Raw genomic sequence first — 22,724 nt, 5'->3', positions numbered from 1 at the left:
TTCGGCATCCATGTACCAGGTCATACCGCAGACTCAACCTGACAGAGGGAAGAAACTAACGCACAGGGTCATTGCCCCAAGGGATCGTCCAACTCCAATGCCAAGCTACTCAACTCTTGAAAACAAACATATAAGGGATTGCAGCGGCATCTTTTTTTGTCCGCAGGCAAAAAAGATATAGCGGAAAGCCCGACCCGTAGGGTAACGCCCTCATCATCAATAAACCCCAAAGGCTAAATCGTAAATTCGCGGAATAACACGACACGATGCAGGAAGTAGCGCCATACAGACCGAAGAATAAGATCAGAATTGTGACCGCGGCCAGCCTTTTTGATGGGCATGATGCGGCCATCAACATCATGCGCAGGATCATACAGAGCACGGGCTGTGAGGTGATTCCTTTGCTTTTACGTGAAAGGGTTGCACGGCTTGGAGCAACTCCAAAGCCATGTGGCGGCAGTAGATCCCTTGGTACCACCCTATTCTGTGTGGTAGCGCGCTGGGCGAAGTGGTAACGCCTAACGGTCGTGTAACCCCTTGCCTTGCAAGATCTGCGGAGTGCATTTCTCTATGCGCGTGTGGCGGGTCTGTGATTGTTTGGGCTGGGAGAAGAACAGCACATAACCGCGTTGCCTTCCAGGAGTTAGAGCTTCGAAAGCGACTTTCAGTTTAGCATCTTCCGCTAACCTTTGTTCAAGTTCTTCCGGAAGTTCCAATTCCTTCTTCTCCTTGAATTCAACCTTCAGTCCCTGCTTTTCAATTTCAATGGCCTGTTTGATGTATTCTCGGATAACGGCCTCCTGCTCTGCTACCTGCTGCGCATCGGTAAACCTCAACTGGCGCATGGCCTGCGAGTTCTCTCCCGGTGCCACCAACAAATTATGAGCATCTTTCAGTAGTGCACCTTTAAAGAAGTTCAGCGAACAGAACTCTTTGAAAGCACTCATTATCAAGACATTATTCCCGTTGAGTGTATAGCAGGGCTGTTTCCATTTGAGGTCTTCGGCAAGCTCTGTATCAAGGAGAATGATCCTCAATTTTTCCAGCGGCTCTGCCCAACTATGCACCTTGCATTTCGGTGTGCGCCAGTAAGAACAGCGGCCGCAACCTTCGGCCAGATAGGTGTCTACTTTTTGGTTCGTCATTGACAAATTCTGTCAGGTTGGTCAAGTCTATCGCTAAACAACTCCCGTGTTCAAATAATCACTCGGTTACAGGAACATTGCTTTGAACGGTGCCGCCATCCTCACATATTTCAACACTTATTCCACCGAAAACAGAATCTTGGATATTGGGATCGTAACCCGTTCCGTAGAGGTAATAATCGCCTTGGGCGAGATTCGATACTGTATAGTGCGCTGCGCTTGAATCGGATGCAACAACCATATCGTAAGCCGAAACATCTGCTCCAGGGAATTCCGTTGCTCCGAATTTGATATGAACGGTTGCATTGGGAATGACCGCATCGTGGTGCTTTACCTGACCTTCAAGCGTGACCTTCCCTCCCGTTCCCGGAGAGCTTTTGTCGCATTTTTTGGAGCAGGCACTTAACGATGTAATACTGGCAATAAGAACGATGTATTTGATATGCATGATGATGTATTTAGGGTTTGTCAATTTCGGATGGTAACACAAATGGGGTCAACGGAAACCTCATATCGTTTGTCAGGCACAAGTTCCAAGGTGCTCAGATCCACGTAAGTGATGTAGCCGTTACGGCCATTGCATTCGGTAACGTGGTGAGGGGCGGGGCCATCTTGCGAAAAGTTGCGGTTGGCCACAATGAGTCGGTTGTGCGTTTCATCTACCGCCATGCCATGCGGTTGCGAACCCGCATAAAGTGTTGAGATGACTGAATTGGAGGCACAATCGATGGTTGCAATGGAACCTCGTTTGCCCGAGTAAGTCTCCGTATCTTCTGTAGATGCCACAAACAGATAGTCTTTGGAAGAAGACCAGGTCATATTCTCCGGGCCGATGCCAACAGCAATGGATGTAATGAAGGCATCCGTTTGGGAATCATAGACCCGTACTTCGTTGGTACCCGTACATGCCACGTAGTACTTGCCATTGTTCGGATGAATGAAGATGTGCTGTGGATTGAACGAGGAACTGGTATCGGGTGCCTGACCATCCTGCAACACCACCGAGGAAAGGACGGGTGAAAGTGGATCGCTTACATTCAGTTTGTAGATCATATTTCCTGTCAAAGAGCCGATAAGCAGCTCATTTCCATTCGTACAAGCGCTGTAAGGGTAAGCAAAATTCGGCAGGTCGTTGTAGTACTGGATGACATCCAAGGCATTCAGGTCGATGCAGACCGCAGTTCCAGCAGCTTCTGAATTGATGATGAATGCCTTTTGCGAATCATCTGAGATGCAGAACGATCTCCATTTGCCATGGTCGAGAACCACCGTGCCGATGTAGCTGTCATCGTCCGTCCTGTATTTACTGATCACTTCTCCGTTCTTGCTCACCACATACCAGAATTCTCCGTTGGGAGCAATATGAACCTCTTCGGCAAATTCCACATCCAAGTTGAATGTGGTTTTCACATACCGCATAATGAGGTCGGTTTCCATATCCATAACGGCCACAAGGTCGCAGCCTCGGTCTACCACGTAGTATTTCTCGCGATGCGGATCATCGGTAAAACGCACGGTACCGTTGGCGTTCGGAGCTCCGTCAGTTATCCAGTAGCGGATGGCCAGCACCTCATCCCGCGAAAGCGGTGTGCGATTGTACGGCATGGATGGTGGCACCACCACGCCAAGGTCCTGATAGGTATTGGTGAACAGGAAAAGTGAACTCTGTGTATAAGTGAACGGAACCGTTACCGCTCCGTTTCGGCTTCCTTGCATCATGGCGTCCCACGTGCTGAGGTCGAGGTTGCTGGCAGCCGCCTTGCTGCTTGTATTATGACAGCCTGAGACAGCACATTTCCCCACCATGATCTCACCAATATCTTTCGGATAGTCCTTGGTGTCTATTTCATCCGGTTTCTTGCAAGCTGATACTGTGCAGAGCAAAAAAAGAACACTCCAGAGAAAAACGTAACGGCCAATAGAACCATTTCCGTTTTCCTGTGGAGTGTTCATCAGGAAGCCGCTGAAGGGCATTATGGATTGCTAACGCGCTTTACCTGATGGTTATATGTATCGGCAATGTAAAGCACCCCTGTTGATGATACGAACACACCTGTTGGTTTGTTGAGGCTGGCCTGAGTGGCCTTTGTGCCATTGTCAGAATGACCCAACGCTCCCGAACCTGCAACGGTGCTGATGGTTCCGTCCGTGTCGATCTTACGGATGACGTTGTTCTTCGAGTCGGCCACATAGATGACGTTGTTCGGACCAACTGCCACGTCTGTAGGCCAGTAAAGCTGCGCTGATGTGGCCGGGCCACCATCTCCCGAATAACCTTGGTCGCCTGTTCCGGCAATGGTGGTCACTTCACCTGTTGAAAGGTCGATCTTACGCACACGGTTGTTCTTTGTATCGGCCATCACCAACCAAGAACTCTTATCGTTAGAGATGTCGATCTTTCCTCCTGGTCCTGCATTCGACCCACGTGGAAGGCTGAACTGAGCAGCACCTCCAACACCATCTGCAAACCCTTCATCGCCCCCTACAAATGTGGTGATGATGTTGTTCACATCCACTTTTCTGATGCGCTGGTTGGCCTGATCGGTAACGTAAGCATTGCCTTGGCTATCGAATACGGTACAGCTTGGCAGATCCAATTTTGCCGCATTGGCCGGACCTCCGTCTCCAAGCAAACCTTGGCTGGTGCCAATAGGCGAAGTGACCACGCCTGTAGCGTGATCGATATGCTTCACTTTCCAATTGTGCCATGCAGATAGCCAATAGTTGCCGTCAGGGCCTATGGTCAGGCACGTAGGGTGATTCAAATTGATGTCCAACGCTTGTCCGGTCGGGTCGTCTCCAAGCACACCGGAACCGATGATCACGTTGATCACCCCGTTCTCATCGATCTTACGCACGCAATGATTGTTAAAATCGACAACGATGATATTCCCATCCGTGTCTTCGGCCACATCCATGGGCCAGTAGAGAAATGCTTGAAGTGCATCTCCTCCGTTACCACCTCCTCCGCTCTGCTCGGCCACTCCTGCCACGTTGCAGAGAATGCCATCGCCCCCGCAGGAGGTGTCGTTTGAATCTTTTTTACAGCCGTTTAAAATGAAAAGCGAGCCCGTAAGCATACCAAGGGTCAAGTATGTAATATGTTTCATGTCCGTGTTTAAATGTTCAAATGATGGTTAAGAATGAACGAAAGTCGTAAAATAATCTAAAACGCATTGTGCCGCTGAAAACACCAAACAAAAAAACCTCAGGTATTCCCGAGGCTTTCAAGTTTCATTTAGACCACATGCTTAGCTTTTATTCATTTTGAATACGTGCATCTTGGATGGCGTGGTAACACGCACCACATAAATGCCTGCGGCCAACTGCTCTGCGTTCCAGTTCATGATGAAGGAGCTGTCTGCCATTCCATCGAACACTTTGGCTACAAGCGTTCCTCGCATATCGTAGATGCTGATCTCTGCTTTGGTATCTTCAGGAAACACCATTTCAAAGCTCATCACGTTCTGCACCGGGTTTGGATATACAGTTACGTAGTCTCCGAAGTTCTCATCAATATGCTGACCATCCAACTTGGTGTTGTCACCAGGGTTGCAATAGCCTACGTAGCATCCGTGAGCCAAGTGTGCAGGCACTCCGTTCTCCGAGATACAGATCTCGTGTGCATTCTCAGGATTTCCAGGAGGAATGTGGCAAACCAATACCTTTCCTGATTTGTCGCAGGCGTTTTTTTGACCGAAAGCGACAGTTGAAACCAATACAGCGAATAATAGTGTAAATACGTTCTTCATTCCTTGATGTTTAGTGGTTAGCGTTATCGAAAGTACCTCCACAACACACCAGTAATGAAATTTTATCGACCTACCGCTCTCTTTTCGGGACAAACGACCGATGCTGAGTTCAGCATCTAAGGAATTGGCTTACAGCCCGAAATAGTAGCTGAGATTCAGCCCAAAGCTCCAGAGATAGCCTCGGATGGGTGCATCAACAATATTGATGGCCCCGAAACGGAAAGTAGGCTCCACCAAGACACCCATTCGGTTGTTGATGCGATAATCAACTCCCGCACTCAGTTGGGGTGAAAAGTTCACCGTTCGGAAATCGTAAGGAGAACTGACTGCATTCCTTTTCTTGCTTCCATCCGAATAGCTCCAAACCGCTGTCTGCTGCGAGGAGACCAGAAACTCGGTGACCACCGCTACACTACCGAAGAAACGCGTTTTGCCCGTACCCAACGTGTAATTGAACTTGATAGGAATGCCAATATAATGGAACCGATACGCGAACCTGACCTTATCGGCCATGCCTGCATTGGGGTTGTACACGAATCCGTAGCGCGGGTCTATCAATTGACCGTACGTGAGCTCATGTTGCTTGGTCTGATAGCCTTTGAGCGCGTATTGCAGTCCCGCCTCCACCCCGATGTGTTGATTGAGGTTGTAACACGCAGAAACATAGGCGGTATTGCCGTAAATAGGAACCTCATCCTTATTCCGATAGTCTATTGCCTGCTTTTCGCCAGAATCGTTCTTATCACGGGGTTGCAAGGTCCGAAAGGCCACATCAGGCGAATAGCCAGCTTTCAGCTGAAGTAGGAGCACCTCATTTTCCTGTGCAACTGCCGTTAGAAACAAGAAACCGAAACCGAGAAGTAGGGATAGTCTTTTCATCGGTCACGAAAGTAAGGGTTTAACAGGATTCAGTCGAAGATCGATGGCGGTGATAACGCAAGTGTAACCTGCGTCAAACTTCACTCCCATCAATAAGTGCATCTTTGCACCCTCAAACCGAAAGGAACGCATGTACCCAACGCTATACGATCTTGTTCTGGACCTGACAGGAATTCCCATCCCACCGTTCAAACTGGTGCAGAGTTTCGGAATGATGGTGGCCATTGCCTTTATGGCGGCCAGCATGAACTTGGCGGCCGAACTGCGCAGAAAGGAGCGCGAAGGACTCATCCCCTCCATCAAACGTTTGACGTGGGTGGGCAAGAGATCGACATTGAGCGAAAAGGTGGTTTCGGGCATCATTGGCTTTCTCATTGGCTACAAACTATTGGGAATCGTTCTTGACTTCCAGACGGTGATAGGCAATCCACAGGCGTTTATCCTTTCGTATGAGGGAAGCCTGCTTGGTGGCATTATCGGTGCCGCTGTGTCGGTGGGCGTGCGCCTGTATGACGACAGCAAAATCACACTTCCCGAACCTCAGCAGGTGGAAATGACAGTACACCCGAAAGACCATGTGAGCACGATCACGATACTGGCTGCGGTGTTCGGGATTCTGGGTGCCAAGGTCTTCCACAATCTCGAAAACTGGGATGACCTGATGGCTGACCCTATGAACGCGCTGGTGTCATTCAGCGGGCTCTCATTTTTGGGTGGATTCATCTGTGCCACGGCCGCTATCTGGTATTACGCCAAAAAGAACAACATCCCGATCATCCACCTCACAGATGCCACGCTACCAGGGCTGATGCTCGCCTACGGTATCGGACGGCTTGGTTGCCAATTGGCGGGCGATGGCGACTGGGGAATACCGAACGATGCGCCCAAACCCGATTGGATGAGCTGGCTTCCCGACTGGCTCTGGGCTTACAATTACCCGAATAACGTGCTCGGCATCGACCTGAAGACAGATTTTGCGCAGATGGGTTACACAAGCCTTACAGGCTATGCCTATCCCACCCCACTCTACGAGACCATGATGGCGTTGCTCATTTTCAGTTTCCTATGGTTTATGCGCAAGCGCTGGAAAGTTCCAGGACAACTGGCGGTGTGGTATCTACTGCTTTCAGGCATAGAGCGTTTGCTCATTGAACAGATACGCATCAATAACGAATATCATATCCTTGGTCATGGTATCACGCAGGCGGAGATCATCTCTTCCGTCATGATCCTGCTGGGGCTCATCGGCATCATCATCATCCCCAAAGTGGGCAACAAACTGGTGAAATACTGATGGCGTTCAGCAACCAACAACTGAAAGACCTGACCGAGAAGGTCCGCAATGTGGCCTGGGATGCAGGTGTTTTCATCCTTACAGAGCGCAAGGTGTTCTCTACCAAAAAAGTGGAGGCCAAGGGTCATAACGATTTCGTTTCGTATGTGGACAAGGAATCGGAGAAGCTGATCGTAGGCCGCTTAAAGGACATTCTTCCCGAAGCAGGATTTATCACGGAAGAAGGCACTGAACACAGAGACGAAAATCCGCTGAAGTGGGTGATCGACCCGCTGGATGGCACCACCAATTTCATCCACGGCATGCCTTTATTTGCTGTGAGCATAGCGCTCGTTTCCGAGAAAGAACCGCTGCTGGGGGTGGTGTATGAGATGAATCAGGACGAGATGTTCTTCGGCTGGAAGAATGGTGGTGCCTATCTCAATGGAAACCGCATTCATGTTTCGGAAGCCAAAACGGTTGAAGATTCGCTGTTCGGAACAGGGTTTCCGTATTACGACTATCATCTGCTCGACCAATACCTCAATCTCTTCAAACACCTGATGAAACATTCGCATGGCATCAGGCGGCCAGGTTCTGCGGCCACCGACCTTGCGTACGTTGCCGCTGGTCGTTTTGATGGGTTCTACGAATACAGTCTCAGTCCGTGGGATGTAGCGGCTGGAATTCTGCTTGTTCGCGAAGCTGGCGGAACGGTCAGCGATTTCTCAGGCGGAGATGATGCCATTTTCACCAAAGAGATCATTGCCACCAATCCGCATGTCTACAAAGAGTTTTTAGAGCTTCTTGCGGGGTTTATGAGACCTTGAAGGTTTTGAAAATTGGGGTGTCCGAAAACAACCGGAATCACACTTGCCAATGGTAGACCTGCCTACAAAACCGTTAAAACGGTTGGTGCCCTGCGTCCATCATAGCCCACGATTTAAATCGTGGGCTATGGTGGAATAAACTTGTTCAGGAATGGTTTCAACCATTTTCCACATCTCCTTCTTTTTAATAAGAATAACTGGATTCATTCACAGAACCGGCATTTCGGACACCCCCGTTTTCAAGCCGTGGAGTTCTGAAACAAAAAGCCCTCTCACTTTTCAGCAAGAGGGCTTTCGAAATCTTAGCCTGTATCGTCAGATCTTACGACCGATACCGAATACTTTCAATTCAACCACCCATGTGTTCAACTCGCGCTGGTTGTACATATAAAGCTCGATCTTCACTTTCTTACCTTGCTTGTTCTCTCGCATGATGAATTTCTTGAAATCGGTATCCTCCAAGAAAATGTCGTTGGTCTTGTCCTTCTCCTGCGTTACCCAGTTGTCACCCAAGCAAGAGGTCAACGTTTCTTTCAACTTCTGGTAGCTTGACTCCAACTCCTGAGAATAGAATCGTGTCTCATCCAAATAAGTAACTGCTTCAGGGTACATTTCATCCGCTGTGATCAACATTTCCACACCGTCCTTCAATGTAACGGTCGATTTGTTGTATGGCTTGGGAACTCCACGTATCTCCAGCGAGGTTTCTTCACCTCGAATGTCTTTGAAGTAATCCTGACCAGCATCCACCACCTTTTTCAGATTGTCACACAAGGCATCTTGAGCCATGGTGTAACCAGGTAGCAATGCCAACATCAGAATGGTTGCGAAAAAATTGCGTTTCATAGGTCGGTAGTTTTTAAGGAGCGATAAAGTTAGAAATTGAACGGCTGCTTGCAAGGCAAGAAGTATGCCATCAACTATTTGGGTGTCTTACTTAACAATCTCGTAAGACCATCTGCTGCCAATTTGTAGTCTGGATTCAACTGAATGGCATACGAATACTCAGATTTCGCCCGCTGCACATCGCCTTTGGCCTCGTAGCACAGACCGCGCATGTAAACAGCCTGATGATACTTCGGATTGAGCTTGACGGCCTTGTCAAAATTCTCCAACGCTTTATCGTATTCCTTCAGATACTGATAATGAATGTAGCCCATGTTGTAGTAGGCGTTGGTGTAGGTGCTGTCCAATTCCAAGATATGCGTATAGGTGCGCAGCGCATCATTCAACCTGTCGTTGTCCTGATAGAAAAGCCCCAGGTCGTACAGCGTCAGAATATCATCTGGGCGTATGTCCAATGCCGCCCTGAAATAATCTTCGGCACGCGGATCTTTTTTGTGGTAATGAAGCACACCAAGCTGCATGTAGCCATCAAAATTGTCTGGATTGAGTGTCACGGCCTCCAGCATGTTCTCAATGGCCTTGGTGGTATCGCCCAACTCGCTGTAGCACAATGATTTTACCATGAACGGACGGTCATCCCGCGCATTGATGCGCAGCATGTCATTCGCATAGTTGATGCACTCCTGAAACTTATCAATGTAGAGACTGAACTGCGCCAAGCGGTACAACGGTTCGAGCATATCAGGCTGCAACGCATGTGCTTTCTGTAGCGCACTCAAACACAATTGCGGCTTGTTCAGCCGAAAGTAGACATCGGAAATGGTGAGGTAGAAATCGGCAATAGTGCTATCCATCATCAACGCACGTCCCACATCAGCCAAGGCATAATTGGTCTCGTTCACCTCCAGAAAAACCTTGGAACGTTCGTTCAGCAGCTTCGGGTCGTTCGGGTTTGCCTCAATAAGCTTGGTCAAACTGTCGAGTTTGGCCTCGCCTGGCAATACAGCGCTTACCTCTTCAACCGATTCCTGATTCGCTTCTTTGGTAGACGTGTCGCAACCGAAACCAAGCAACGCAATACTTACAACTAAAAGGGCTCGCCTCATTCCGCCACAGGCACTTTTCCAGTTATCGAATCCTTGATCTTTCCTTCCAGCTCCTCCATCAGCTCTGGATTGTCGAGCAGCAGTTCTTTCACCGCATCACGTCCTTGTCCCAAGCGGGTTTCGCTATAACTGAACCACGAACCGCTCTTCTTCACAATGCCATGGTCCACACCAAGGTCGATGATCTCACCCACTTTGGAGATGCCTTCGCCATACATGATGTCGAATTCGGCCTTGCGGAACGGAGGTGCGACCTTGTTCTTCACCACCTTCACGCGAACGCGGTTTCCCGTGGTGTCTTCTCCGCTCTTTATCTGCCCTGCTCTACGGATGTCCAGACGAACAGATGAATAGAACTTCAATGCGTTACCACCTGTTGTTGTCTCAGGATTTCCAAACATCACCCCGATCTTCTCACGCAACTGGTTGATGAAGATGCAAACAGCGCCTGTCTTGCTGATGGTTCCTGTGAGCTTACGCAGCGCCTGCGACATCAAACGTGCCTGCAGACCGACCTTGCTGTCTCCCATTTCTCCTTCTATCTCGCTTCGCGGAGTGAGTGCCGCAACAGAGTCGATAACGATAATGTCGATGGCTCCAGAACGGATAAGGTTCTCCGCAATTTCCAAGGCCTGCTCGCCATTATCTGGCTGCGAAATGAGCAGATTATCAATGTCAACGCCCAAACTCTGTGCGTAAAAGCGGTCGAAAGCGTGCTCCGCATCGATCATCGCTGCAATGCCGCCTTTCTTCTGCGCTTCCGCAATGGCGTGAATGGCCAACGTGGTCTTACCTGATGATTCAGGCCCGTAGATCTCGATGATACGCCCTTTCGGATAGCCACCGATTCCGAGCGCAATGTCCAATCCGATGGAACCCGATGGGATTACTTCCACATCTTCCACGGCCGAATCGCCCATGCGCATGATGGCGCCTTTTCCGTGGGCCTTCTCCAGTTTATCCATGGCCATTTGGAGGGCCTTCAGTTTCTCTGCTTTTTCGTCTTTTGCCATGATCGTCTTTTCTGTAGTTAGGTTTATTTCTCGCCCAGTTCTTCCAATATCTGAGCTGTATGGTCTTTTGTGTTCACTTTGGTGATGACTGCTTCCAATTTCCCGTCCGTGCCAATAACGAAGGTGGTTCTGTGAATGCCATCATATTCTTTGCCCATGAATTTCTTCAATCCCCAAACGCCATAGGCTTTGATGATCTTCAGGTCGGTATCTGCCAATAGCGTAAACGGCAGACTGTACTTCTCAATGAACTTCTGGTGGCGTTTCTCATCATCGGCCGAAACTCCGATGACCACAAAACCGCGCTTTTGAAGTTCGCTGTAATTCTCGCCCAGATTGCAGGCCTGTGCCGTACAACCTGGGGTCATATCCTTCGGGTAGAAATAAATCACCACACGCTTTCCTTTGAAATCGGATAGCGAAACGCTGTTCCCGTCCTGATCTTTTCCAGTAAAATCCGGTGCCTTATCCCCTGCTTTCAATGTCACTATGCTCATTGCGTTTTCCTTTTAGGTTTTTATCTCGAAGGCAAACAAAGTAACGATGTTTAAGTTCGGTTTCCGAGTGTTTCGCTACCAAGTTTTCCACTTTGATTGCAAGTCTAAGACGGCTGAACGTAATCTATTTACGTTGCAGATCACCTGAAACCCCACTTCTCTAACAATAAATAGTAATTTACAATCCAAATTGTGCAGGATGAAAAGATTGATTCTATTGTTATTCTTCCCCGTGTTATGTTACTCTCAACAGGACCCGCAATTCACCATTAATAACGATTACAACTCATTTGTAAATCCAGCCTTTATGGTGAACGATTACAACTTGAACATCTCAGGTTGGCACAGACAACAATGGGTCGGTTTTGAAGGACGACCTATTGTCGGTCTTGCAAATGCATCCTTTTTGGTGGAAAAAATACATAGTGCCTTTGGTGTTTCTTACCTCTACGACAAATTGGGTGCGCAAGTAAATCAGAGCGCGCTGATAAACTACGCCTACAATTTGCATATTGGCGAACACCAGTTGATTCCCGCCATACAACTCGGCATACTGTTCAATCAGTTGGATGGCAGTCAACTCGATCCGATTCAAGCAAACGACCCGAATCTCATCACCTCCTCCCGAAGCGGCATGAACTTCGACCTTGGTCTCGGACTGGCTTACAGATACAGAGGTATTGCCATCGGTTTCAGCGCAAGGCATGTGACAAGCCCTCAGATCAAATTCAAGGACGAAAACGCGACCTCTACGTTTACATACGCAAGACACTACTACGGCTATGCCTCCTACGAAGCCAAGATTGGGAAAATCTGGAGACTGAAACCCATTGCGCTATTCAAAACGGATGCGTCTTCGTACCAGTTCGATCAATTTCTATGGTTCGGCACCCGCAATCTCAACAAGTTCTTCGATGGAGTTAGTGTAGGTGGCGGATATCGTTTCGATAACGCTGCAATGGTCGGCATCGAATTTAACCTGAAATGGTTTACCCTTGCTTACACGTACGACATCCTGACAAACAAACTGAAAAACTACTCCACAGGAAGCCACGAAGCCTATCTGAGAATTCATCTGTTCCAATCGAGAAAACCTATTGACCAAATATGATAAAAAGGATTCTCCTCTCCGTGATATGGTTACTGGTGGCTGGAACAATTCATGCCCAACCAGCCATCACTTCGGACGGTCCTTTGGAGTTTTGCAATGGCGAATCCGTCACGCTCTGCGTGGAGCCTGCTTACTCGTCTTACCTATGGAACAATGGAAGCACAACCCAGTGTATTACCGTTACGGAAAGTGGCGACTATTGGGTAACGCTATTGGATTCTCAGGGAAACGTAGATAGCACTTTCGTGGATTCAGTTATTTCGGTGACGGTTCATTCACCAGAACCTTTGCTGATTCAAAATGGAGATACGATTGCCGCAACCAATGCTGACCAATTTGAATCATTTCAATGGTTTTGGCTACCAACGGAAGAGCCGATACCTAACGAAACCAACAGTTTTATAGTTGACTCTATCGTACCATGCTGCCCATGCTGTTACAAACTGGAGGTGACCGATTCCACAGGTTGCACAGGCTTATCATACTGCATCGAGTTCCCCGTGCTTTTACCCGACTCTTGCTACAATGGAATCAATGAATCAAATGCCTTGAGTTTCACGCTCTTCCCAAATCCCACAGCGAATCGGTTTACAATACAAAATGGCAACAAACCCACCATTGGTCGGGTCTCAATTTGGGACAGTAGCGGAAAGCAAGTGCTTGAAAGAGCTCTTTCAATTGGGAAAGACAACCTTTCAATCGAAACGAAAAATTGGCCAAATGGCATCTACTTCGTTTCCGTAATGGACCAAGCAGGACACCAACTTTCGGGAAAACTAATTGTACAACATGAATAGATCGCTCATCATTTTCTTTTCCCTTCTCTACAATGGTGTCATCGCTCAAAGCATTTGTGGAGGAACGATCCGATATGAAATCGTCAGCGGACTAACGGTCCAAACAGACATTTCCGTTTGGTTATGCGAACCGTCCGACTCCATCAATCTGGTTGTTGATCTCGGTGACGGAACGACCATCTCTCAAACCGCCCAAGTAGATTCGGTTGAAGAAGGTGTTTGTCATGCCTCTACTCAGTTTTCTCATACTTATTCAGGTCCATCAATTGTAGCCAATAGAGTATTTCTTTACGGAGGCGACCTGCTCGGTGGAATTTGCAATATTCCAAACTCAAGCAGCAGCCCATTATACTTGGAAGAAAATTTCAAACTGAATGGGTTCGTTGGACTCAACAGCTCCCCCACTATCTCAACTAACGAATGGGACACAGATTATCAGAACGGTCTATTAACACAAGCGGTCACAGGAATCGACTCAGACGGAGACAGTTTGAGCTATGAGATCATTGCTTACCAGAACACACCAGGCTACAGTATTCCGAGCACCTTTAATATTACAGACGAAGGCATTTTTACATACGAACCAGTAGAGGTCTGTGACATGTTAGCGGCTGTTGAAATTTCTGAGTGGCGAAACAATTCAAAAATTGGATCCATAATGAGATTCATGGTTCTCAGAGGAACGGTTCTTTCTGTACCTGAATATGGAGTTGATACGTTCAAAAATCTGGTTTATCCGAATCCAGCCAACAAGCAGGTGATCATTAACCAAATGGGTTCAACTTACTCACAGGTTCTGATAACCGACATGGCAGGAAGGATAATCCTCCAAATGAATATGAACAACACTTCCGACCTAACGAAAATTGACGCAACCGATTGGCCAAGTGGCATCTACTTCGTTTCTGTTTTGGACAAAGATGGCATAAGGCATTCGGAAAAGCTGATCGTGGCGCACGATTAACCCCTCAACCGAAATTCTTCTGATAATACTTGCAGAAGTCCTTCAATCCGCACTTCTCACATTTGGGGCTCCGCGCCAAGCAAACATAGCGGCCATGCAGAATGAGCCAATGGTGGGCGGTGGCAATCAATTCCTTCGGAATGTACTTCACCAATTGCTTTTCGGTGGCCAATGGCGTTTTGGCGTTGGTGGTCAACCCCAACCGTTCTGAAACGCGGAAAACGTGCGTATCCACCGCCATTGCGGGTTTATCGTAAACCACTGAAGCAATAACGTTGGCAGTTTTTCGTCCCACGCCTGGCATTTTCTGAAGTTCCTTCACATCTGATGGCACCACGTTCTTAAAATCCTCCACCAGCATCTTGGCCATGCCTACCAGATGTTTGGCCTTGTTGTTCGGGTAGCTGATGCTGCGGATATACTGAAAGACCTCATCCGAAGAAGCAGCGGCCAAGGTTTCCGCCTCTGGGAACCGCTCGAAGAATGGAGGTGTGACCATATTCACCCGCTTGTCGGTGCATTGAGCAGAGAGAATTACCGCCACCAATAGTTCGTAAGGATTGGTGTAATGCAATTCGGTTTCGGCCGTTGGCATGTGCTCTTGAAAGTACGCGATGACCTTTTCGAAGCGTTCCTTTTTTGTCATGTTGGCGAAGATAGAAACACGCTTTTGTCATTCATCAGCTAAATTCAAGCAATATTTTGATTAATTCATTCCGGCAATGAGGTACACCGTCCAAAACGCCCCATTTCCCATCAAACAGCTCAATTGGCTGTATGGCCTTGTGGTGGGCGGATTGTCGCTATTGATGACCGTTCTGAGCCGTTTGACGCAGCGCGTGGAATACGTGGGCAGGGAGAATCTCGCGTCAAGTCCGAATCACATCTACGCCTTCTGGCACGAGAACCTGCCCATTCATTTTGCGGTGAATCTGCGGATACGGAACCCTCAGATATGGTTGCAACACCCCATGTTGTTCATGAAACCCGTGCACATGATGGCCAAGTGGATGGGCGTGAAGGAACTTGCCTACAGCAGTAGCGGCAACAAGGGCAAGGAGGCGTTGGAGCGTGTGCTGCACCAACTGCGCAATGGCTACAGCACCATGATCAACCCCGATGGACCGGCCGGGCCGCCCAAGCAACTGAAACCCGGGGTGCTTATCATGGCCCAACAGACAGATGTGCCCATCATTCCCATCACCATGGACGCCAGCCCAAAATGGGTATTGGGAACTTGGGATCGCAAAAAAATGCCGCTTCCGTTTTCCAGAATACGAATAGAATACCACAGACCTATTTATATTGGAGATGGATTTGGCGACAGCGACATCCAAAACTTGGAAACCATACTCTCACTGCCATGAGCCTTGAAAAAACCATCAAAAACTGGATCACACGCATGAATGCCGTTACCAATAAAGTGGTGGATGAATTCGGCAACCTCTCTGAAGAAGAACTGAACCGCAAACCCAATGACGAAACGTGGAGCATTGCCGAAAACCTCCAACACCTCATTCAGGTGAACGAATCGTACTACCCCATCATTGAAAAGATTCGCAAGGGAAATCTGAAGCTCGGATTCCTATCCAGATTCGGATTCATCCGCAATTTCTTTGGTAAGATGATCTTGGGTTCGGTGGAACCCGAACGCAAGCGAAAGATGAAGACCTTTCCCATCTGGCAACCGGGTTCTTCAAGTATTGAACAGGACGTCATAGCCCGTTTCTCTGCTCATCAGGAACATTTTGAGGAATTTTTGCGCTCATGTCAAGACCTGCTTGAAAACGGTCAGGTCATCCATTCGCCAGCCAACGAAAAGATCGTATACACCTTGGAACAGGCATTCGAGATCATTGTCACGCATGAGGAACGACATTTGAACCAAGCCTTAGAGGTTCTGTGGACTTATAAGAATCCGTAATGCTCACCATCATTCTTAATTTCGTGCTGAAGGTATAGTTGTCCGAACCATTGAACAGGTACTCTTGAAACGCATTTGGAATCGAGAAATGGAAGAGGTGCATAACTGGCACTTGGCCCTGGTTGCAATTCTCATCTTTGGCGGTGGCGGAATCTATGTGGTGTCAGAAATGCTTCTTGGTTCCATGGATTTCGGCTATGACCTCTTTGACCTTTTCAAAGATGCGGATGGCAAAGAGAGCATTACCGCTTCTGGCCTCAGGGGACTTTTCCCTTACTTCTGGCTGGCTGTGGCCTGTTTCGGTGTGGCCTTGCGTTTTTCAGTCATCGTTTCATCTTACCTGCTATCTAAAAAACGTTTAGGAAGAGATCCGTTTGCGAAGTATCTGCTTACCTACTTCAGTTCTTTCAGCGTAGGTATCGGTTTCTCGCTGCTCGTACTTCTTCTAATTACGTTATTCCTACAATTGCTTGGCGTTCAATTTTCCACTCCAATGGGGCTGATCTCAGACTGTGTGGCGTGGCTGGAAGACTTTGCCCGAACCAACGTTCCAACGCTTATCCAGGTCAACTCCTACTGGCTTGCTCTCAGCCTTTCGATCATCCTTGGAGGGCTGCCGAACTATGTGATCCATCTCCTGTCGCATAAATTCCGTTTGTTCTGGTTGGTCTTTCACCGACCGCATCACTGTCCGGACTTTTTACACCCAATGGGAGCACCTCCCGCATTCGTTTTCGAGGTTTTCCTGACCATTCCTTCGGTGCTTATATCCATCACCGTTTCGGCACTCATCTTTCCACGGCCATTGGTCATGGAAATGATCCTTTGGAAGACATTCTCCTATTGCTTCGAAATATTCAACCATTCCTTGGTCCATTACAAGTTTGCCTTGACCAACCCGATCATCAGAAACATCAGTCGGGTAATAGGCGATAACGGTGTCTATCACCTCGTTCACCATTCGGCCAAGCCGAACGATCAGACTATCAATCTCGGAGGAGGCCCGTTCCTAATCTGGAACCGTGTTTTCGGAACGTATCGTAGACCTTACGAGCAGGAACCTCCCGTTGGACTGACCAACCAACCGAAGATCATTCTCAATCCGTTCCGCATCATCTTCAGCGGCATGGCGCAGATGCTGTACGAACTAAAGCACAATAAAAACTGGATGGTGCGAATGAAAGTGATCTTCGGTTCCATCTATTACATCCCACCCAGAACAAAGGAGTATCTGATACTCTCCAAGTAATCGTTGGATTCAAAATTCAAATCATCCCAGCCGTGATCTTGGCCGAAAGCAGACAAAGCGGAATGCTGCTGCCGGGATGCACGCTTCCGCCACAGAAATAAAGGTTATCGATCTTGCTTGAGAAGTTCGGATGCCGCAAGAAGGCGGCAAATTTGCCATTACTGCTATTGCCATAAACCGAACCGAAAGCACTTCCCGTTCGCTCTTCAATAATTCGAGGGTCGAGAACAGCTTCTTCTTCTATCAACGGTTCAAGATCTTCATTCAGCTGCCTGCTGAGACGTTCCAACACGCGGGAACGCGTTTGGCTCACCAGTTTATCCCAATCCTGACCAGAATTGTGCGGTACGGTCACCATCGCAAACCAGTTTTCACCATTTTCTGGCGCATCGCTCAAATTCTGTTTGCAACTGATGTAGAGATACACGGTTGGCTCGGCAGCCACGGTCTTTTCTCCGAATATCTGGGCATACTCGGCCCGCTGATCCGCCCCCATGAACATGTTGTGCAGTTTCAATTGTGGGAACTTTTTCCTCATGCCCCAATAGAACACAATGACCGAGCTCGACTTCGGCTGGTTCAGAATGCGTTCGGGACGTTTCTGCTCGGGCATCAGGTTGTGGTACGTTTTGAAGATGTCTGAATTGGCCACTACGCTGTCAAATCGCTTTTCCTCTCCATTCGCCAACAGGCCGGAGCATCGTCCATTATCAACCGTCAAACGTTCAACTTTGGTATTCACATGCACCTTCACTCCCACCCTTTCGGCCAAGCCGATCAATGCATTAATGATGGAGCGCATCCCACCTTTCGGATAATACGCCCCCAACGTTATCTCATAGTGCGAAATGAGATTGAGCGTGGCCGGTGCTGTGAACGGATCGCTGCCATTGTAGCTCGCATACTGATTGAAAATGGCGGCCACCTTCTCATCCTTCAGCAACTTGGCGTTGGCCTTGGCCATGGTGGTAAATGCTTCCACTTTCTGGAAGTTCAGGATTCCTCGCAGCGTTGGCCAATCCAAATAGTTCTTCCATTGATGCAATGAACGTTGCAGAAAAACCTCATCGGTCAACTCCAGTTTTTCCTTCGACCTTCGGAAAAACGTACGCAGATCTTCTGCCCTAACAGTCGTTTTGGAAGTGAATTCTCTAATAAGCTCTTCGGTATCCGCATACGTGTGCAACACGGTTCCATCCTCAAAAAAGTACTGGAAAACCGGGTCGAGGCGTTCGTAATTGAAATGGTCTCGTGGGTTCTCGCCAGCCAGTTCAAACAACTCATCGATATACCGTGGCATGGTGAGCACCGAAGGCCCCATATCGAAGCGATAATCGCCCAATTGTTGCTCCGCGATCTTGCCGCCCAGATAGGAGTTGGCCTCAAACAGTTCAACGTCATGCCCTTTCACCGCCAAGCGGATGGCCACGGCCAGACCGGCAATACCGCCACCGATGATGCCTATGTGCTTGGGCTTAGACATCAGAAAGAGATAAGTAACAAGAGATAGAGAGATAAGGATACCCGTCCGCAATCGACTCCATTCTGAACTTGCCTATTTCGTTGCTTCATTCGCTAATGTGCTAATTTGCTTATCACCTACCTTCGCCACTTGCCAAATGTCTGTAGATAAAGCGAAAATACAGTCAGCACTTTCGGCCTACCTGCACAAAAGGTTCTTGGCCAAAGATGCCAAATTAGAACCCGACACCGCATTTGCGGAATTGGGCATCGACTCCATGACGGTGGTCGAGTTGGTGATGTTCATCGAGGAGGAGTTCGGCATTGTCATTCCTGCCGACCAACTGACGGGCGATAATCTACGTTCGTTGGGATCATTGACCGATTGCGCCATTCAGAATCAGTACTGAGAATGGGATTCCCAACACTTTCCGGTTCCGATTATTTCCATCTGCTTGTCGATAGAAAGATGCTGCGTAATGGCCTGGTCGGAAACATTTCCCGAATTCAGTTGGAACTTGAGGCAAACGCAGATCTATCTTCCATCGCGGAGCAACTTTCTCAGAATGAAACACTCAGGCAGGTCACCGAACTGAAAGTGGTATTTCGATGGCCGCTGCCCGCCAAATGGGTAACGGAAAGGCGAAAGAAGGAACCTGTGCAGGTATCGATCGGTTTGTCTGAAAATGAGTTTGAACAGACCGTATTGAACCGAAAAGTTGACAATGAGAACGGACTCGTCCATATCGATCTATGCGAACTGAAAACTGGAACCAAACACATGGTGGTTTCCATGCATCACGTGCTGTTCGACCATCAGGGAATGGTCAATTTCATCCATGCGTTGGCGGATGAAACGGTCCAGTTACCACTCTTTCCTGAGAAGGAAGAACGCCCGTTCATGCGATTACTGAGCAACTTCCATTACATGACGGTTTACATGCTGAGTAGAAGCAGCGGCAAACTCGGAACTTTGGTAATGCCAAAACTGAAACCACGGTCGCACGCGAAATACCGAATGATCGAATTCTCGGAAGACGAAACGAAGCAGGTTGAAGAAAGAGCTTGGAAAGCGGGTTCGCGCATCGGACAGAGTGCGTTTTACATGGCCGCTGTTTCAAGGGTGGTCAACCAAACGCTACACGACAGAAATGAGCAGCCACCTTACCTGTGGTTCAGCATACCGAACAACCAACGCAGAAAAGGTTCTGTTGGCCACTTGGTCTCCAATCAGCTTTCGTTCCTGTTCTTTCGTTTGAATTCAAATGAACTGAACACCACAGAGGAAGCTGTCAGTTCCATCAATCACCAACTGAAGGCGCAGATAAAAGACCGCATTGCCGAACGTTACACCGATCTGATGCATGCCATGCGCATCATTCCAATGCCCGTTTACGAGGCCATGGTCAATCTGGCGTCCAATGGTAAAATGTCCAGTTTCGGGTTCTCAGACCTCGGCACGGATAAGATCCAACTGAAGGAACTCTTAGGAGCCAAGATTCTGAAGCTGCACCACTACCCGCCTGCTCCAAGTCCACCGGGTTTCAATGTCGTGGTGTCCAAAGCTGATGGGAAACTCAAATTTGTTTGGGCGTATTTCGATGAGGTTTTGAGTTCGGATGAACAAAAGTTGATGAAAAATCGCTTCTGTGAATATCTGCTCAGAGCTTCCTGACCTCTCCAGTTATTATCATTTCCAACACAAATTAGAATCTTACAAAATTTCCACCTCATCCTGTAAAAGAGTTTGACGCGTTTCCTCATTCCTTTATGTGAGAATCAGAAATCATGAAACCTTTACACCTGTTGACCTTGGTTTACTTAGCCACTATAATAGGCTGTAAAAAAGCCGATGACCTTTTGGAGAACGAACCACCTTCGGAGTTGGAACAACCCGACCTGACCCATCTTCCTTTCGGTGGCGTCTCTCCGACCAATATTCTTATTCGGAACCAAGGCAGTCCGCACCCCGATTTTCTTTCATTGTGGCTTTGTGGGCTGCCGTCAAACGGTGCTGGCAATGACGATGCCTCCGATTGGACAAACCCAGACGGCACTTGGGACTACGACCGGAAGCCGCAGGTTCAAGGCAACATGACGTGGGCCAGCGAGTTCAACGTAACGCTTGATGGAAACGGGAACCGCATCATTACCGGAAATGCCCTGCCCGATCATCTAACCGGTGTTTTTCCGATTACTCCAGGAAGCGCAGCTTACCAGTACGATGGCAATCCGAACATCATTTCGGAACACGAAATCAATTATGTGCTTCCTGCCATACCCGAAGTGGCTGCGGAACCGAGTTGCGTCCCGTTCGGACCCTCAGGAATTTCGCTCAGCGGAAGCGCTATCTACCATGGCTCTTCAACCCTCGGAAATGATGCTGCTGCGCACGAAATGTTGGACCGATTCGGTGGACATACCGATGGAACAGAAAGGTATCATTATCACTTTCCCGCTCCAGACCTTCAGGATCATATCCACCCGCATTCTTCAGGGCACTCGCCTTTGATGGGCTACATGTTGGATGGTTTCGGCATCTACGGGCCATACGGAGAGAATGGCGAACTGCTCCACTCAGCCGATCTGGATGAATGCCACGGCCATACACATCCTGTCCTTTGGGATGGTGACACACTTGATCTGTATCACTACCATTGGACCTACGATTTCCCTTACAACCTTGGCTGTTTTAAAGGAACACCACAGTAAGCTGTGTCGATTACTGCTCGTACCCCAACTTCTTGAAAACACCTTCCCAAGCCGAATATATCTCCTCCATTCGGTGAGGATCAAACTCATACTTGTTGGTCTGGTAGCCTTCATAGCTCTTCACCTCCTTCTTGATGTGGGGAGCCGCTGATTCGAAATCCAATCCCAACGTTTGATACGCTGCGCGAAGGGTTTCCATCTCATTGCCAATGAAATCCTCGTACTTGATCTCAACCAAGTTTCCTTGCGGGATCAGCTTCTTCGCTTCGAAATAACGGTTGAACATTTCGCGATAAGCGTAGACGATGAAGTCTTTCACCACGTCATCCGCAACGTATTCCAACGCCACCAACGGCAATGTGATCTCATAAAGCCTTTCGGTTGAAAAATACACGCGGTATGGGTCGCGGAAAATATGAACGAACTTGGCATCGGGAAACACTTCCAAGATCTCCTTCACCCGACCAAGGTCTTCGGGAGCTTTGGTCAAAATCGGCTTGCCACCATGCAGCAAGGTCAATTTCTGCATCGAATACTTCAGCGTAGCAATCCATTCTTTTTTCGCCTGCTCGTCCTCAAACAAAACCGTTTTTCGGAAAACGCTTTTCAGTTGTGATGGGAGCATGTAACCCGCAAGCATAGTGGAAACCGTCATATTGCCCAGCGCATATTCGGGTTCGGTCGGCAGATCGAGTCCCAGCCTTAGATCGTCCATAGGGCGTTTGGTCGGCACCGAACGCCCCAGCATCCACTCCAAATGCCGTTTGGCCGTGAGGTAGATCCACGGCATGAAGCTCTCCTTCACGCTCAGGTATCCGAACTGCGGATCGCGCCCAAGCAGATAATGCAAATAGGTGGTTCCGCTACGCTGATGCCCAAGAATGAACACTGGAGATTTCACCTTCGTTTCACGGATCTTCCGATCGAACCGCAAACGCTCCCACCATCTGACAGGCGCATACAGACAGATCATGAATGTGATGGCGAACAGCTTGGGGTAGAATTTCCAGTTGATGTGCTTACCGTAGCGCCACAGGAACTGAAACCACGTACGAAGGTTGGCCCCCATAATGGTCGGGGCCGAAAAATCGAAGTAGCTTTTAGGTCCGATGATCTTGGTCAAACGAAGTGCTCTCGTGCTGGTTTTCTAACTTGGCGGCAAATA

The 22,724-nt window shown here is 48.5% G+C and carries 25 protein-coding genes; 13 read left to right on the top strand and 12 right to left on the bottom strand.

Annotation, left to right across the window (positions count from 1 at the left end):
* Positions 1-266 precede the first annotated feature (266 nt).
* Complete coding sequence (locus GC178_00700; GenBank protein MBI1286077.1) at positions 267-515, top strand: hypothetical protein; 249 nt, start codon at positions 267-269, stop codon at positions 513-515.
* Between the two features lie 3 nt (positions 516-518).
* Here the strand turns inward: GC178_00700 and GC178_00695 are convergent, their stop codons facing one another.
* Positions 519-1,145 carry a hypothetical protein gene (locus GC178_00695; protein ID MBI1286076.1) on the bottom strand — a complete coding sequence of 209 codons (627 nt, stop codon included), beginning with the start codon at positions 1,143-1,145 and terminating at the stop codon, positions 519-521.
* Between the two features lie 58 nt (positions 1,146-1,203).
* On the bottom strand, positions 1,204-1,617 hold the full coding sequence (locus tag GC178_00690) for a hypothetical protein (protein MBI1286075.1): 414 nt from the start codon (positions 1,615-1,617) through the stop codon (positions 1,204-1,206).
* A 672-nt stretch (positions 1,618-2,289) separates the two neighbouring features.
* Between GC178_00690 and GC178_00685 the strand changes: the two genes are divergently transcribed.
* Positions 2,290-2,427 carry a hypothetical protein gene (locus GC178_00685; GenBank protein MBI1286074.1) on the top strand — a complete coding sequence of 46 codons (138 nt, stop codon included), beginning with the start codon at positions 2,290-2,292 and terminating at the stop codon, positions 2,425-2,427.
* Positions 2,428-3,118: 691 nt separating this feature from the next.
* Here GC178_00685 and GC178_00680 read toward each other — a convergent pair.
* The 3 genes from GC178_00680 to GC178_00670 form a co-directional block, all read right to left on the bottom strand.
* Complete coding sequence (locus GC178_00680; GenBank protein ID MBI1286073.1) at positions 3,119-4,255, bottom strand: hypothetical protein; 1,137 nt, start codon at positions 4,253-4,255, stop codon at positions 3,119-3,121.
* Between the two features lie 141 nt (positions 4,256-4,396).
* Positions 4,397-4,897: a T9SS type A sorting domain-containing protein gene (locus GC178_00675; protein MBI1286072.1), complete on the bottom strand. Its 501-nt coding sequence runs from the start codon at positions 4,895-4,897 to the stop codon at positions 4,397-4,399.
* Between the two features lie 129 nt (positions 4,898-5,026).
* Entirely contained in the window at positions 5,027-5,776 is a 750-nt protein-coding gene (locus GC178_00670) for an outer membrane beta-barrel protein (protein MBI1286071.1), read from the bottom strand.
* Positions 5,777-5,906: 130 nt separating this feature from the next.
* Between GC178_00670 and GC178_00665 the strand changes: the two genes are divergently transcribed.
* Both GC178_00665 and GC178_00660 read left to right on the top strand, forming a co-directional pair.
* Positions 5,907-7,070, top strand: a complete 1,164-nt coding sequence (locus tag GC178_00665; GenBank protein MBI1286070.1) for a diacylglyceryl transferase — start codon at positions 5,907-5,909, stop codon at positions 7,068-7,070.
* Positions 7,070-7,879, top strand: coding sequence for an inositol monophosphatase (locus tag GC178_00660; GenBank protein MBI1286069.1), 810 nt, complete (start codon positions 7,070-7,072; stop codon positions 7,877-7,879). The genes GC178_00665 and GC178_00660 overlap by 1 nt, the downstream gene beginning before the upstream one ends.
* Before the next feature lie 315 nt (positions 7,880-8,194).
* On the opposite strand, the gene GC178_00655 is transcribed toward GC178_00660, so the two are convergent.
* The 4 genes from GC178_00655 to GC178_00640 form a co-directional block, all read right to left on the bottom strand.
* Positions 8,195-8,725, bottom strand: coding sequence for a hypothetical protein (locus GC178_00655; protein MBI1286068.1), 531 nt, complete (start codon positions 8,723-8,725; stop codon positions 8,195-8,197).
* A gap of 74 nt (positions 8,726-8,799) precedes the next feature.
* Positions 8,800-9,831 carry a tetratricopeptide repeat protein gene (locus tag GC178_00650; GenBank protein ID MBI1286067.1) on the bottom strand — a complete coding sequence of 344 codons (1,032 nt, stop codon included), beginning with the start codon at positions 9,829-9,831 and terminating at the stop codon, positions 8,800-8,802.
* Positions 9,828-10,844, bottom strand: a complete 1,017-nt coding sequence (gene recA, locus GC178_00645; protein ID MBI1286066.1) for a recombinase RecA — start codon at positions 10,842-10,844, stop codon at positions 9,828-9,830. Before recA ends, GC178_00650 begins: the two co-directional genes overlap by 4 nt.
* 23 nt (positions 10,845-10,867) lie before the next feature.
* Positions 10,868-11,335 carry a thioredoxin-dependent thiol peroxidase gene (locus GC178_00640; GenBank protein MBI1286065.1) on the bottom strand — a complete coding sequence of 156 codons (468 nt, stop codon included), beginning with the start codon at positions 11,333-11,335 and terminating at the stop codon, positions 10,868-10,870.
* Between the two features lie 205 nt (positions 11,336-11,540).
* Here GC178_00640 and GC178_00635 point away from each other — a divergent pair, with 205 nt between their 5' ends.
* Genes GC178_00635 through GC178_00625 form a run of 3 tightly spaced genes read left to right on the top strand, consistent with a single transcriptional unit; the run spans position 11,541 to position 14,213 of the window.
* A complete protein-coding gene (locus GC178_00635; GenBank protein ID MBI1286064.1) occupies positions 11,541-12,452 on the top strand; it encodes a type IX secretion system membrane protein PorP/SprF in 912 nt (303 codons plus the stop codon).
* Entirely contained in the window at positions 12,449-13,249 is an 801-nt protein-coding gene (locus GC178_00630; protein ID MBI1286063.1) for a T9SS type A sorting domain-containing protein, read from the top strand. Before GC178_00635 ends, GC178_00630 begins: the two co-directional genes overlap by 4 nt.
* The gene (locus GC178_00625; GenBank protein ID MBI1286062.1) at positions 13,242-14,213 is read left to right on the top strand and encodes a T9SS type A sorting domain-containing protein; all 972 of its coding nucleotides are present in this window, start codon (positions 13,242-13,244) and stop codon (positions 14,211-14,213) included. The genes GC178_00630 and GC178_00625 overlap by 8 nt, the downstream gene beginning before the upstream one ends.
* Before the next feature lie 4 nt (positions 14,214-14,217).
* On the opposite strand, the gene nth is transcribed toward GC178_00625, so the two are convergent.
* Positions 14,218-14,859: an endonuclease III gene (gene nth, locus GC178_00620; protein ID MBI1286061.1), complete on the bottom strand. Its 642-nt coding sequence runs from the start codon at positions 14,857-14,859 to the stop codon at positions 14,218-14,220.
* Positions 14,860-14,935: 76 nt separating this feature from the next.
* Between nth and GC178_00615 the strand changes: the two genes are divergently transcribed.
* The 3 genes from GC178_00615 to GC178_00605 all read left to right on the top strand — a co-directional run bounded on the left by GC178_00615 (position 14,936) and on the right by GC178_00605 (position 17,386).
* Positions 14,936-15,580, top strand: coding sequence for a DUF374 domain-containing protein (locus GC178_00615; GenBank protein ID MBI1286060.1), 645 nt, complete (start codon positions 14,936-14,938; stop codon positions 15,578-15,580).
* Positions 15,577-16,137 carry a DinB family protein gene (locus tag GC178_00610; GenBank protein MBI1286059.1) on the top strand — a complete coding sequence of 187 codons (561 nt, stop codon included), beginning with the start codon at positions 15,577-15,579 and terminating at the stop codon, positions 16,135-16,137. The genes GC178_00615 and GC178_00610 overlap by 4 nt, the downstream gene beginning before the upstream one ends.
* Before the next feature lie 64 nt (positions 16,138-16,201).
* Positions 16,202-17,386: a hypothetical protein gene (locus GC178_00605; protein ID MBI1286058.1), complete on the top strand. Its 1,185-nt coding sequence runs from the start codon at positions 16,202-16,204 to the stop codon at positions 17,384-17,386.
* A gap of 16 nt (positions 17,387-17,402) precedes the next feature.
* Here GC178_00605 and crtI read toward each other — a convergent pair whose 3' ends face one another.
* Complete coding sequence (crtI, locus tag GC178_00600; GenBank protein ID MBI1286057.1) at positions 17,403-18,869, bottom strand: phytoene desaturase; 1,467 nt, start codon at positions 18,867-18,869, stop codon at positions 17,403-17,405.
* Between the two features lie 136 nt (positions 18,870-19,005).
* Between crtI and GC178_00595 the strand changes: the two genes are divergently transcribed.
* From GC178_00595 to GC178_00585, 3 genes are all read left to right on the top strand, one after another.
* Complete coding sequence (locus GC178_00595; GenBank protein ID MBI1286056.1) at positions 19,006-19,257, top strand: hypothetical protein; 252 nt, start codon at positions 19,006-19,008, stop codon at positions 19,255-19,257.
* Positions 19,258-19,259: 2 nt separating this feature from the next.
* Positions 19,260-20,522 (top strand): hypothetical protein, encoded by a 1,263-nt coding sequence (locus GC178_00590; GenBank protein ID MBI1286055.1) that lies wholly within the window; start codon positions 19,260-19,262, stop codon positions 20,520-20,522.
* Between the two features lie 113 nt (positions 20,523-20,635).
* Positions 20,636-21,559 carry a YHYH protein gene (locus GC178_00585; protein ID MBI1286054.1) on the top strand — a complete coding sequence of 308 codons (924 nt, stop codon included), beginning with the start codon at positions 20,636-20,638 and terminating at the stop codon, positions 21,557-21,559.
* Positions 21,560-21,569: 10 nt separating this feature from the next.
* Here GC178_00585 and GC178_00580 read toward each other — a convergent pair whose 3' ends face one another.
* Complete coding sequence (locus tag GC178_00580; protein MBI1286053.1) at positions 21,570-22,682, bottom strand: hypothetical protein; 1,113 nt, start codon at positions 22,680-22,682, stop codon at positions 21,570-21,572.
* Positions 22,683-22,724: the final 42 nt, after the last annotated feature.

Source organism: Flavobacteriales bacterium (assembly GCA_016124845.1).
Lineage (GTDB): Bacteria > Bacteroidota > Bacteroidia > UBA10329 > UBA10329 > UBA10329.
This window is presented reverse-complemented; position numbering and strand designations above follow the sequence as displayed.